Annotated in this window: 11 protein-coding genes; 9 read left to right on the forward strand and 2 right to left on the reverse strand. The window is 29.7% G+C overall.

Annotation, left to right across the window (positions count from 1 at the left end):
* Positions 1-10 precede the first annotated feature (10 nt).
* The 5 genes from EG57_RS0200360 (at position 11) to EG57_RS0200380 (ending at position 5,660) form a co-directional block, all read left to right on the forward strand.
* Positions 11-1,102, forward strand: a complete 1,092-nt coding sequence (locus tag EG57_RS0200360) for a polyamine ABC transporter substrate-binding protein (RefSeq protein WP_032075342.1) — start codon at positions 11-13, stop codon at positions 1,100-1,102.
* 20 nt (positions 1,103-1,122) lie between these two features.
* Positions 1,123-2,490 carry an N-acyl-D-amino-acid deacylase family protein gene (locus tag EG57_RS0200365; protein WP_032075343.1) on the forward strand — a complete coding sequence of 456 codons (1,368 nt, stop codon included), beginning with the start codon at positions 1,123-1,125 and terminating at the stop codon, positions 2,488-2,490.
* Positions 2,491-2,521: 31 nt separating this feature from the next.
* Positions 2,522-3,682 (forward strand): amidohydrolase, encoded by a 1,161-nt coding sequence (locus EG57_RS0200370; RefSeq protein ID WP_032075344.1) that lies wholly within the window; start codon positions 2,522-2,524, stop codon positions 3,680-3,682.
* Positions 3,683-4,197: 515 nt separating this feature from the next.
* On the forward strand, positions 4,198-5,004 hold the full coding sequence (locus EG57_RS0200375; protein WP_032075345.1) for an amino acid ABC transporter substrate-binding protein: 807 nt from the start codon (positions 4,198-4,200) through the stop codon (positions 5,002-5,004).
* Between the two features lie 17 nt (positions 5,005-5,021).
* On the forward strand, positions 5,022-5,660 hold the full coding sequence (locus EG57_RS0200380; RefSeq protein ID WP_032075346.1) for an amino acid ABC transporter permease: 639 nt from the start codon (positions 5,022-5,024) through the stop codon (positions 5,658-5,660).
* 33 nt (positions 5,661-5,693) lie between these two features.
* Here EG57_RS0200380 and EG57_RS27210 read toward each other — a convergent pair whose 3' ends face one another.
* Positions 5,694-5,816 carry a hypothetical protein gene (locus EG57_RS27210; protein WP_278246428.1) on the reverse strand — a complete coding sequence of 41 codons (123 nt, stop codon included), beginning with the start codon at positions 5,814-5,816 and terminating at the stop codon, positions 5,694-5,696.
* A gap of 223 nt (positions 5,817-6,039) precedes the next feature.
* Between EG57_RS27210 and EG57_RS0200385 the strand changes: the two genes are divergently transcribed.
* Positions 6,040-6,942: a D-alanine--D-alanine ligase gene (locus EG57_RS0200385; RefSeq protein WP_032075347.1), complete on the forward strand. Its 903-nt coding sequence runs from the start codon at positions 6,040-6,042 to the stop codon at positions 6,940-6,942.
* Positions 6,943-7,732: 790 nt separating this feature from the next.
* Entirely contained in the window at positions 7,733-9,361 is a 1,629-nt protein-coding gene (locus EG57_RS0200395; protein WP_032075349.1) for a PucR family transcriptional regulator, read from the forward strand.
* A gap of 81 nt (positions 9,362-9,442) precedes the next feature.
* Here the strand turns inward: EG57_RS0200395 and EG57_RS0200400 are convergent, their stop codons facing one another.
* Positions 9,443-10,321, reverse strand: a complete 879-nt coding sequence (locus EG57_RS0200400) for an alpha/beta hydrolase (protein ID WP_084572132.1) — start codon at positions 10,319-10,321, stop codon at positions 9,443-9,445.
* Between the two features lie 211 nt (positions 10,322-10,532).
* On the opposite strand from EG57_RS0200400, the gene allC reads away from it, so the two are divergent.
* Both allC and EG57_RS0200410 read left to right on the forward strand, forming a co-directional pair.
* Complete coding sequence (allC, locus tag EG57_RS0200405; protein WP_032075350.1) at positions 10,533-11,759, forward strand: allantoate deiminase; 1,227 nt, start codon at positions 10,533-10,535, stop codon at positions 11,757-11,759.
* A gap of 23 nt (positions 11,760-11,782) precedes the next feature.
* Positions 11,783-13,042: an MFS transporter gene (locus EG57_RS0200410; protein WP_032075351.1), complete on the forward strand. Its 1,260-nt coding sequence runs from the start codon at positions 11,783-11,785 to the stop codon at positions 13,040-13,042.

The raw sequence follows: 13,042 nt of genomic DNA on the forward strand, positions 1-13,042 counted from the left end.
ATTGGGTTTTATGTACAAAAAATTATCAAAAATTTTAAGTTTACTGCTTGTAGCAGTATTATCAACATTTGCATTTTCAGGATGCTCAAAATCAACTACTACATCTAGTAACACGCAAAAGGCAAGTGAAGAAAAAGTAGTGAATATATTTACTTGGGCAAATTATGTGCCAGATGATGTTGTAAAAAAATTTGAAAAGAAAACAGGAATTAAAGTAAACTATACTAATTTCTCGACTAATGAGGAAATGCTTGCTAAGCTCCAAGCTGTTAAAGGATCACAATATGATGTAGTTATTTGCAGTGACTATATTGTTGAAGTTATGGGAAAACAAAAAGATGTATTAATGCAGCCTATAGATAAAGCAAACATAGCTAACTACAAAAATGTAGATACTAAATATTTAAATCAGGAATACGATAAAGGAAATAAATATTCCATACCTTATACATTAGGTACTCAAATGATTGTTTACAATCCAGATAAAATAAAAACTGACATTAAGGGTTATAAAGATTTATGGAATCCAGAACTTAAAGGTTCTATGGTACTTGTAGATGATTCAAGAATAGTAATAGGTATGACTCTTAAAAAGTTAGGATATTCAATGAATGAAACTGATAAGGCTAAGCTAGATCAAGCAAAAGCAGAATTAAAGAAACTAAGACCTAATGTAAAAGTTTTTGATGCAGATACACCACATAATAGTCTTATAAGTGGCGATACTAGTATAGGATTTATGTATGGTTCACAAGCATCAGCAGCTGTAAGAGCAAATCCTAAATTTAAAATAGTATATCCTGAAGAAGGAATGAATATAGAAGAGGATAACTTTGTAATACCAGTAAAAGCGCCACATAAGAAAAATGCAGAACAATTTATAAACTTTATGTTGGATGGAGAAATAAGTAACGCAGCTACTACATCTAATGAATATATTAATACTAACCTTGCAGCTAAACAGTTTATGTCAAAGGAATATTTAAATAATAAAGCTGTATTTATTCCAGATGAAAATTTCAAAAAAGGGGAACATTTTAAGGACTTAGGTGATGCGGCTAAAACTTATGATTTAATTTGGTCTGAATTTAAACAACAATAAAATTTTAGGAAGGTGAAAATATGGATATTTATGATTTGTTAATTAAAAATGGAACGCTGATAGATCCAGAAAGTAATACTATGATTCATGGAAATGTAGGCATTAATCAATGTAAAATAGCCATAATCACCAAAGAAAATATATGTGGGAAAAAAGAAATTGATGCACAGAGATGTATTGTTTGTCCAGGATTTATAGATATTCATGGTCACATAGATGGTCATAGAGAATGTGGAGAATTGTCTGTATTTCAAGGAGTAACTACAACTATAGGAGGAAATTGTGGCTTTTCTCCTGAGGATTTAAAAAAGTTTTTTCTTGAACAGGATAAAAAAGGTTTTCCAATAAATCAAGCTCAATTTATAGGACACTTTAATTTAAGAAAGAATGTAGGATTAATAAATCCTTATATAGCTGCAACAGATTTTCAGATAAAGTGTATGGAAAATATAGAAAAAAAGCTTTTTGAAGAAGGTGCTGTTGGATTATCTTTTGGTTTAGAGTATGCTCCAGGAGCATCTTTTGAAGAAGTTATTGCACTTAGTAGTATTGCCGCTAAATATAAAAAACTAGTAGCAATACACACTAGATTGGATGGACCAAAAGATCTTGATTCTTTAAAGGAAGCTATAAAAATTGCTGAAATTACAGGTGCAGCAGTTCAAATATCACATTTTGTATATCAATATGGAACAGGTATAATGACTGAAGCACTTGAAATTGTAGAGGATGCAAGAAAAAGTGGATTAAATGTGTGGTTAGACAGTGGTATGTATACAGATTTTGCTACATCTATAGGTACTAGTGTTTTTGATGAAGATCATATTAAAAAATTTAATTGGAAGCTTAATGATATGTTAGTTTCTACAGGTAAATATAAAGGAGAGAGACTGACAGAAAAGCTTTATAAAGAGCTTAGGGATAACTATAAAAATGAAACTATAGTTTGTTTTACAGGTGTTGAAGATGAAATTTATGAAGTGCTTTTAAAGGAGTATGTTATGCTATCTTCAGATATAGGACCTAGTCCTTCTGGAAATAGATCAGAAGGGCATCCACAAAATGCAGGAACATTTCCAAGATTTTTCAGAAAAATGGTAAGAGAACAAAAGAGTATTTCTCTTATTAAGGCTATAGAAAAATGTACACTATTACCAGCAAAGGTTCTTGGACTTACAAGTAAAGGAAGATTGAAAGAAGGATTGGATGCTGATATAGTAATATTTGATATAGAAACAATAAGTGATAAATCTGATTTTCTAGGGAAAGGAAAACCTGATGCTAAACCAGAAGGAATTCATTATGTAGTTGTAAATGGAACAATTGTTGTAGAAAACGGTGATATAATAGATGAAGTTTTACCAGGAAAAACAATAATAGATAAATAGAATAAATGAAAGAGTAAGGAAGAGTTGAATTATGGATATTAAAAATTTAGCAAAACAAAGTGAAAAATATACTATAGACATTAGGAGAGACATTCATCAAAATCCCGAACCATCATGGAAAGAATTTAGAACAACAGAGCTTATAGAAAGAGAACTAAAATCATTTGGTATAGAAACTAAAAAGCTTAAAAGAACAGGTATTATAGGTATTCTTAAAGGAATAAAATCGGGAAAAACGTTAGCACTTAGAGCGGATATAGATGCACTATCTATAAAGGAAAATACAGAATTACCTTTTAGATCAAATAATGAGTATATGCATGCTTGTGGTCATGATTGTCATACAGCAATGCTTTTAAGTGCAGCTAAAATATTATCTGAAATAAAAGACCAATTTAATGGTACAATAAAATTTATATTTCAGCCAGCAGAGGAAACTTGTGTTGGTGCCAAGGTGATAATGGAAGAAGATAATGTACTTGAAGGTGTAGAGGCAATATTTGGTATGCATATATGGGGCAATTTGGAGTATGGAAAATTCAATATAGAGTCTGGTGCTAGAATGGCTTCAGCAGATACCTTCAAAATAAAAATAAGAGGAACTGCAAGTCATGGCTCTACACCTCATTTGGGAGTAGATTCTATTGTTGCTGCATCAGCAGTGGTTATGAATTTACAGAGCATAGTAAGCAGAAATATAAATCCAATTGAACCAGTGGTTATTACTGTTGGAACTATAAAAGGTGGAGATAGATTTAATATAATTGCAAATGAAGTAGTTATGGAAGGAACTACAAGAGCATTTTCACAGGAAGTGAGAATAGTTATAGAAAAGAAAATGAGAGAAGTAGTTGAAAATACAGCTCAAACCTATGGAGCTGAAGGAACACTAGAATATGAATACTGTCCAGCTCCACTTATAAATGATCCCAAATTAACAGATACAGCATTAAAGTCTGTGAAAAAACTTTATGGAGAAGATAGTTTAATACCTATGGATAAATTAACTATTTCTGAAGACTTTACCTACTATATGGATAAGGTTCCAGGGATATTTGTATTCTTAGGTGGTGGAAATGAAAAGCTTGGTATGTATGCAAATCATAATGATAAGTTTATAATAGACGAAAGTGCATTAAGTAGGGGAACTGCCTTATATGTTCAGTTTGCTGCAGACTTTTTGAACAGCTAAACCAAAAAAGTAAATAATAAATTATTGTGTAAAAAACAGTAAGAATAAGTAATTATATAGAAATACACCCTTCAAAGTCCTATAGAAAAAAGTTAAAAGCCTGTATATAATTAATAATATAATAATACAAATTTGAGGGGGTATTTTTCATGGATGAAAAGCAAATGGAAATAATTGAAAAGATTTTAAGAGAGCTCCAAGATATTAAAGTAATTCTTCAAGAAAAAATGAGTGATGATGAAAGCGTAGAAGAATAAAAAATTTACATAGTTTATTTGTTTTGAAAATTTTAACAATGCTGTTCTAATTAGGTGTTTAAATGATGTGAAAATTAGTTAAACGCCTTTTTGTTATGTACTCAGATAATTTTTGTAATTTATAAACTAAAATATAAATTATTATTTTTTAGTTTAAGAAAAACAACTTTTTTGCATTTTGTCACTTTACAAATTTAGCACGATAAAGTATAATCATTAATATATTAATTGAAAGTATTTTGTTAGGAGGCTATAAAAATGAAAAAGAGACTTGTGTTTTTAGTAATTGCAATATTTACATTGGGGGTATTAATTTCTGGTTGTGGAAAAAAGGAACAAGCTACTGATAACTCATGGAAGGAAATACAGCAAAAAGGGAAATTTGTATTAGGTTTAGATGATAGTTTTCCACCGATGGGATTTAAAGATGACAAAGGTCAAATTGTTGGATTTGACATAGATATGGCACAGGAAGCAGCAAAGAGGATGGGTGTAAAAGTTGAATTAAAACCAGTTCAATGGGATGGTGTTTTACTAAGTTTAAATAATAAAGACATAGATGTTATATGGAATGGACTTACAATTACAGATAAGAGAAAACAACAAATAACATTTTCTAAGGTATATCTTCAAAATAAACAAATTATAGTAACAAACAATGATTCTAATATAAAAACTAAAAAAGATTTAGCAGGAAAGAAAGTAGGTCTTCAGTTAGGAAGCAGTAGTGAAACGGCATTAAATGCGGATAGTACCACTACAAAATCTATAAAAGAAGTAAAAAAGTATTCTAATAACACAGAAGCATTGATGGATTTAAAGACAGGACGTATAGATGCTGTAGTTGTAGATGAGGTAGTAGGAAGATACTACATATCAAAGAAACCTGGACAATATAAAGTTGCTGATGAAGATTTTGGTAAAGAAGATTATGGTGTAGGCATAAGAAAATCAGATGTAAGTTTTAAGAATGAACTTGATAAGACTTTAGATGCTATGAAAGCAGATGGAACAGCAGATAAAATTTCACAAAAGTGGTTTGGAAAAGATATAATTGCAAAATAAAGAGGGAAGTGATTTAATTGACTAATCTTATGGATGTTACAGGATTTATTTTAAAAGGGAGTTTAATATCTTTAGAATTATTTTTAATAGTTGCAGTTTTTTCTATACCTTTAGGGATTTTGATTGCAGTAGGAAAAATATCAAGTATAAAACCTTTGAGAGTAGTATTAAGTTTATATACATGGGCTTTTAGAGGGACTCCTTTATTGCTTCAACTTTTTTTTACATATTTTGGACTTCCTGTAATGGGTATAAGATTAGAACCATTAACAGCAGCAAGTATAGCATTCACTACAAATTATGCAGCATATTTAGCAGAAATATTTAGAGCTGGAATAGAATCTATTGATAAGGGTCAATTTGAAGCTGCTAAGGCACTTGGAATGAGTTATGGACAAACTATGATAAAAATAATAATACCTCAAGCTGTTAGAAACGTAATTCCTGCAGTTTGTAATGAAAGTATAAATCTTATAAAAGATACAGCATTAGTTGCAGCTATTGGTATTGGTGACTTGCTCAGAGCTGCAAAGGAAATTGTAACACGAGATTTCACCATTACCCCTTTTATGATAGCTGCAGTAGTATATTTATTTATTACATCAATACTTGTAACAGTATTTAGAAATATTGAAAAAAAATATTCTGTATATTAATTTTAATCTTCTGTTATTGGAGAAAGATTTCAGTTATTTATTACTAATTGAAGTTTTTTTCCTTTTTTCTTTTTTTAAATTACAATTGTCTAAACACTCTTTTAAGCATTCTTCAATTACATCGCTAGTTATTTCGAAGTTTTCTACCTTTTTCATAATATAATATTCCTCCCAATAATAAAAAAATTTAGTGAAGTGAAAACAAGAATATGTAAATTATTATACCATATTTTTCCAGAAACACAAGCGATATTATATTTAATTCCACATATAAATACCACATCATAGTTAAAATAGCTGAAGGGTGGTACTTTATTTATTTTGGCTTGTGTATAAAATATTAAGTAAGAAGAGAAATAAAATGTATGGAGGAATTAAAATGAAAATAGGAGTTGTAATGGGTGGAATATCTTCTGAAAGAGAAGTTTCCTTAAATTCAGGAAAAGAAATAGTAAAATATTTTAATAAAGAGAAATATGATGTTGTTCCAATAGTAATAGATAAAAAGGATGATATTATTGCAAAAGCAAAAGATATAGATTTTGCTTTTATAGCACTCCATGGTAAGTTTGGAGAAGATGGGATAATACAAGCAGTACTTGAAACTATGGATATTCCTTATTCTGGATGTGGACCATTGACAAGTGGTGTATGTATGGATAAAGATATAACTAAAAAGATATTAAGATCAGCAGGTATAAATACAGCAGATTGGTTGTCTGTAAAATCTGTAGAAGAAATAGATTACGATCTTATAGAAAAAATAGGCTATCCTGTAGTAGTAAAGCCTAATTGTGGAGGGTCAAGTGTAGCTACAAATATAATCAAGAAAAAAGAAGATATAGAAAGTGCTGTTAGCTTGGCATTAGATTATGATACAGAAGTTATGATAGAAAAGTATATTAAAGGTGATGAAGTAACTTGCTGCATGATGAATGGTGAAGTTCTTCCATTAATAGCTATAAAGCCTAAAGCAGAATTCTTTGATTATACAGCAAAATATGCTGATGGTGGTTCAGATGAAATTATAGTAAAACTTGAAGAAGGAATTCAAAATAAAATAGAAGAAATGGCATTAAACTGCTGGAAAGTTTTAAAATGTAATGTGTATGTAAGAGTAGATATGATAGTAAAAGAAGGCGTGCCATATGTGCTTGAATTAAATACACTACCAGGTATGACTAAAAATAGTTTATTCCCTAAAAGTGCAAAGGCCGTAAATATGTCATATACAGATTTATTAGAGAAAATAACTGAGTATTCATTAGCTGAAGTAAGATAAAAGTCAATAGATATATGAATAATAAAAATAAAAGAGCTGTCGCATTAGCATAAAAAATATGTTAACACGTCAGCGTTTTTTATATATTTACATAAAATAAAAATAAATACAATAATACAATTGTTTTGAACTTGAAATTAAAGTATAATTATATAAATATTACATGTAGGAGTGAGTTTTGTGATAAGGAATATTAAATCAAGTATATATTTAATTATCCTAATAATGTATATATTGCTTAGTAGTGTATTTTTCAATTACAAATCACATATTTTAATTAAGAAGTTTGATGTTTTTTCTATAATGATTTTAACATTAGTGTTTTCAATACTCTTCGGATTTTTATTGAATTTTGAAAATTTAATAAAGAAATTAAGAATGCAAGGAAAAATTTCTTGGAATATACCTAAAATATTAATTTGTTTTATTTTAGGTGTTATTATAATCACATCTATACTTGAGTATCTAAAAATAATTTCTATATGGTATATCATGGACATAAGCAAATATACATTAACTTTGATTGGAGTTTTATTTGGATATCTCTTTTCAGATTTATTTGAAAAACAATAGATGGTATATAATTTGCTTAATGCAACAGCTCCTTCTATTTTATATATAAGGAGCTGTTGCATTATATTTCATTTTAAGATAAACGATATTTAATTGAAATATTACTTGATCAAATATATAATAATTATATGTCTTGAAATTTGTCTAACTTTAGAAGTTATTGTAGTATTATAATTCAAATTAATATGTTATTTAGAATAGTCCTGGGAGGTGTTAAATGAATATTTTTGAATTATTGAAGGTAAATTCTTTTTCCAAGCTAAAAGTAATTAATAAAAAGGCTGATTTGTATAGAGAAATAGAGACAATAGAATCAACAGAGACTCCTGATGTAGCTGAATATTTACCCAAAAATACATTACTTATTACAACAGCTATGGCGTATAAGGATGATCAGGAACAGCTTTGTATGCTTATTCATAAATTAAACGAATTGCCATGTGCAGCATTGGCAATAAAACTAGGACGTTTTATTAATTACTTAGATGAAAAAGTTATTATAACAGCAGATGAATTGGGATTTCCTCTTTTACAGATTCCTATGGATGTTACATTAGGGGAAATATATCATCAACTGCTTGGTTACTTATGGAATGTCCAAAATAAGGAAGTGCTTTATGCACTAAATACCCAAAAAAAGTTCTCTACACTTATATTTCAAGGAGCATCTACAGAAGTCTTATTAAATAATTTGGGTATTATACTAAAAAAGTTAGTTGTACTTATGGACCCACTTGGGAATATTATTGGTTCCAATGATAATTTTATAGAAGGAGATATGAAAAATGTAAAAGAATTATTTTTTTCTCTATCACTTTATAAAAAACAATCAGGTTTAGTACAATATTATGTTGATGCAAAGAATAAAAAGGGGAGAATCTCCATTTATCCTTTTCATGCTTTTGGGCGGAATTCTTACTATTTACTTATTTTTAACTCGGAGTCATTGTCTGCTGATATTTCAGCTTTAGTTATAGAACAGGTTTTGCTTGCATTTGAATTTTCATTATATAAAAACTTATGCATTTTATATCATAAATTAAAAGATAATGAAAGATTTTTACTTTTGTTATTAAATAAAAATAAAATGGAGGAATTACCGGCACAGCAGTTACTGGCTATTGAAGAGAAGCATGGATTAAAGCCTAGTAAGTTTTACTATGTTGTTTTAGTAACATTAGAATCTTTTAAAAACAATAAGTTTCATGTTGATAAATTTTCTCATCGTGAACAAAAGTATATTTTTATTTATGAGTGGTTAGAAAAAGACATTTCAAAGAATTATCATAATAGTATTATATTAGTTCCAGAAATCGAAAATTATAGATATGTATTGCTAATTCAAGACGATACTAGCGATTTAGAAGAAAAGTTGCGATATTATCATGATAAACTTTTGGAAATGTTACAAGTAAAAGCTACGTTTTCATATGGTAATAGGGTATCAGAAGTAGAAGCAATAAAATATTCTTATTATGGAGCGTTAGAAAGCTATCAGACTGGAGAGGAAAAAGATGATATTTCTTTTATTAAACATTTTAAAACAAAAAATGTAAACGAGCTATTGAAAACGCTTTCCAAAGATGAAGTAGAAGGATTTTGTATATATAATTTAAAGACATTAGCGTATCCACAGGATGTGAAGAGCTTAGAAATTAGAAACACCTTAAGAACTTATCTGGAATCCAAATGCAGTATTACAGAAACTTCAAATAAGATGTTTCTTCATAGAAACACTGTAAAATATAGAATGAAAAAGTGTGAGGAGGTTCTAGGAAGAAAAATAGATGATTCTGATTTTATACTCCAATTACAATTGAGTTTAATTTTAACAGAAGAAAAATAATTAAAACTATGAGAGTAACCAAATCCCCAGCAAGTCTGACGGGTTTGGTTACTATGTACAAAATAATATACTTTTCTTTATTTACAAATTAACTTTAATAAAATTCAAAGATTCTTCTATTAAAGATAAAGTATCTTCACAGCTTGTATCCTTGTCAAAATCATGTGCTTTGATAGAAGATACGAATAAATTTGAATTGGGCAGAAGAGAAGATAAAATTTGAGATTCTGAAAAAGACACATCTGGATCATGAAAACTATGAGCAAGCAATACAGGAGGGAAATTGGTGAAATCTTTTGTTTTCTTAAATGAAAATGAGGTATAAAAATCTTCTATGGAATTATCAATTAGCATAGATAGCCATTTTCCTGTTTGTCTAGCATAGACATATAAGCTGTATCGTGTATCTAATGAACCTTCTGCCGATTCATCTCCTTTGCATATCTTATTGATTGTTTCAATATCTATAGTAGGAAATTTCATATAATATGAGTTCGGTTGAGTATACCAAGAATCATGAACAAATGTATAACCATAATAAGAGAGAATTCCATTAGGAACTTCTGGAAAATTCATATTTCCAGCAATAAGACACAAGTATGCACCAGCAGATCTTCCGAATAGAAAATATGGACATTTAGAATAAAATATATTAGAACGATTATCTAAGTACCAATTAATAGCATCGCTTACGTCAGCCATAATATGAGATAATTTATTTATAGGAGCCAAACTATAATCAAAAGCAAGAATAGAATATCCGGCATTACAAAATTTATTGATATGATATTCTGGAAGATCTGTTCTTTTTCCAAATAGCAATCCGCCGCCATGAAAATATAAAAGAGTGGCGCGGGTTGTTTTTTGTTTGCTTCGATATAGTGTAGCATACAATTCTATATTTGTTTTTTTATAGCAAAATGTCTCTAGAGACATTTTGTTTGAATTTACAGAGTGCAAAAGAATACCTCCTTATTAAGTATGAAAATATTGTATTAATATTTTAAATTTTTAGTTTGTATTTTTTTTAGTTTACATTAAAATACTAAATTTTAGAATGTGCATAATGGACAAAAAACTAAAAGAGGAATTATCCACAGTGAATATTGTTACTATTTGGTTCTCCAAATACAATGTATACATAGGTTAAAGAAGTGGAGGTGCTTAGGTAATGAGTGAATTATTACAAGAAATCGAAGATATAAGAAGTTGGATTTCTTCTTTTGGATCAGATGATTTAGGAGGAGTAAGCAGACTGTTATATTCGGAAAGTTGGTTGGAAGTACAAAAGGCATTAAAGAAAAAGTTTGAAGAATTAGGCATGGAAGCTAGGTTTGATGAAATCGGCAACTTGTATGGAAAAATTATTGGAACGGATAACGGTAATGAAACAATTGCAACAGGGTCACATGTGGATACAGTTGTAAACGGTGGACAATTAGATGGACAGCTAGGAATTATAGGTGGATATCTAGCTATTAAACGTTTGCTAGAAGCCCATGGTAAACCTAAGAAAAACATAGAAATAATATCCTTAGCAGAGGAAGAAGGAAGCAGATTTCCATATGTTTTCTGGGGCAGCAAGAATCTTTTTGGAATAGCAGATAAAAAAGATGTAGAGAATATCGAAGATGCAAATGGCATTGGTTTTGTAGATGCTATGCATCAATGTGGATTCGATTTTAAAAAAGATAACTCATGTTCCATTCCAGATGTAAAAGCTTTTGTAGAACTTCATATTGAACAGGGAAATACACTAGAAATGGAAGGAATATCTGTAGGTGTAATTTCCGGCATCGTAGGACAAAGAAGATATAACATTAAATTAAAAGGTGAAGCTAATCATGCAGGAACAACATTGATGAAATATAGAAAAGATGTTACTCAGGTTTTTGCAAAAATTGTAACAGAGTCTATTGAAAAAGCAAAAAAAGTGGGAGATCCGTTAGTTTTAACTTTTGGAAAAATTTTAGTAAAACCTAATACAGTAAATGTAGTTCCAGGAGATGCGATGTTTACAATGGATTGCAGACATACAGACAAAGAAGTTTTATGTAAGTTCACAGAAGAAATAGAAGAGCTCATGAAACAGGCAGCTAAGGAATCAAGTGTAGAAATAGAAATTGATCGTTGGATGGATGAAGACCCAGTTCCAATGGATAGTAACATTACAAGTGTAATTGAGAATGCCTGCAAGAAGAATAATATAGATTATAAAATTATGCACAGTGGAGCAGGACATGATTCTCAGATAATTGCACCAAGAATTCCAACAGCTATGATATTTGTACCTAGTATTAAAGGAATTAGTCATAATCCAGCTGAAGATACAAAAACAGAAGATTTAAACAAGGGAATTGAAACGTTAAAAGCATCCTTGTATGAATTGGCATATTAATATTAAATGATGGGGGATTTAGAATGTTAAAAGAAAACGATTTATCAACATCAGTTCAAAGTAATTATTGGAAGAGAATTGTATTTACCTTTTGTCTTGGTTGGACAATAATTTGGATATACAGAGCTATGCTATCTCCTATTTACGCAGAAATTCAAGGAACTATAGGACATCAAACAAATGCAGCAATGGGAGTAATTGCAAGCTGTTATTTCTTTGGATATACAGCACTTCAAATTCCTTCAGGATTTTTGGTAGATAAGTTTGGTCAGAAAAAAGTTCTTATACCTGGATTTACTATCTTTGCTTTAGGTGCATTAGGTATTGCACTTTCAAAATCATTAACATCAATTTATATAGGTAGTGTATGTGCAGGTATTGGTTGCGGAACTTATTATGGAGCAGCATTTTCATTAACAGCACAACATGTACCGTTTGAAAAGAAGGGCTTTTCGACAGCAATTGTAAATAGTGGTTCTGCTTTAGGATTAATCTTAGGTATGACTGGATCTAGTTACATTGTAAAAACTATGAAAATGCCTTGGCAGACAATGGTATTTATTTCTGCAGCATTAATTTTCTTACTTGTATTATGGTTTGCGTTTGCAATAAAAAGCACAGATCGTGTAAAACCAGAAAAACAAGTAAAAGTAAGTAACACTGAAGTGGGTACTCAACCAGCACAGAAGAATTCATTATTTGGACTAAATATGATTTCATGCTATATCTTATACTTCTGTACATGTTATGCGTATTATATGATTGTAACATGGCTTCCAAAATTCCTACAGACTGAAAGAGGAATTAAAGGTGGATTAGTTGGACTTATAGTATCTATGATTTCAGTAACAGCAGTTCCAGGAGCATTATTCTTTGCTGGTCTTTCAGATAAAATAAGAACTAAAAAGGCGTATATAATTATTGGACTTGAAGCTTCAGCCTTTGTTTTAGTTGCTGTATCTATGTTTGCACCAAATACAACTAGTTTAGCAATAATATTATTACTTTATGGATTCTTAGGAAAAATGGCAGTTGATCCAGTATTGATTTCTTATATTTCAGACAAAGCAGATAAAAAGAATCTTGCTACAACTTTGGGAATGTTTAATTTCTTTGGAATGGCATCATCAATTGTCGCACCAGCAGCTACAGGTATTGTAATGGATAAAACAGGTTCTGGTGTAATAGGATTTTATGTTGGAGCAGTATTATTAGTTATTGGATTATTACTATTTGTGTTATTTAATGCAAAAAGTTTAAGTAATAAAAAAGTGGAGGTATAA

This window comes from Clostridium drakei, assembly GCF_000633595.2.
Lineage (GTDB): Bacteria > Bacillota > Clostridia > Clostridiales > Clostridiaceae > Clostridium_AM > Clostridium_AM drakei.

Bases quoted from the DNA above. Each gene is read 5' to 3' on its own strand.
- EG57_RS0200360 (WP_032075342.1), top strand. From the start codon at position 11: ATGTACAAAAAATTATCAAAAATTTTAAGTTTACTGCTTGTAGCAGTA.
- EG57_RS0200365 (WP_032075343.1), top strand. From the start codon at position 1,123: ATGGATATTTATGATTTGTTAATTAAAAATGGAACGCTGATAGATCCA.
- EG57_RS0200370 (WP_032075344.1), top strand. From the start codon at position 2,522: ATGGATATTAAAAATTTAGCAAAACAAAGTGAAAAATATACTATAGAC.
- EG57_RS0200375 (WP_032075345.1), top strand. From the start codon at position 4,198: ATGAAAAAGAGACTTGTGTTTTTAGTAATTGCAATATTTACATTGGGG.
- EG57_RS27210 (WP_278246428.1), bottom strand. From the start codon at position 5,816: ATGAAAAAGGTAGAAAACTTCGAAATAACTAGCGATGTAATTGAAGAA.
- EG57_RS0200385 (WP_032075347.1), top strand. From the start codon at position 6,040: ATGAAAATAGGAGTTGTAATGGGTGGAATATCTTCTGAAAGAGAAGTT.
- EG57_RS0200395 (WP_032075349.1), top strand. From the start codon at position 7,733: ATGAATATTTTTGAATTATTGAAGGTAAATTCTTTTTCCAAGCTAAAA.
- allC (WP_032075350.1), top strand. From the start codon at position 10,533: ATGAGTGAATTATTACAAGAAATCGAAGATATAAGAAGTTGGATTTCT.
- EG57_RS0200410 (WP_032075351.1), top strand. From the start codon at position 11,783: ATGTTAAAAGAAAACGATTTATCAACATCAGTTCAAAGTAATTATTGG.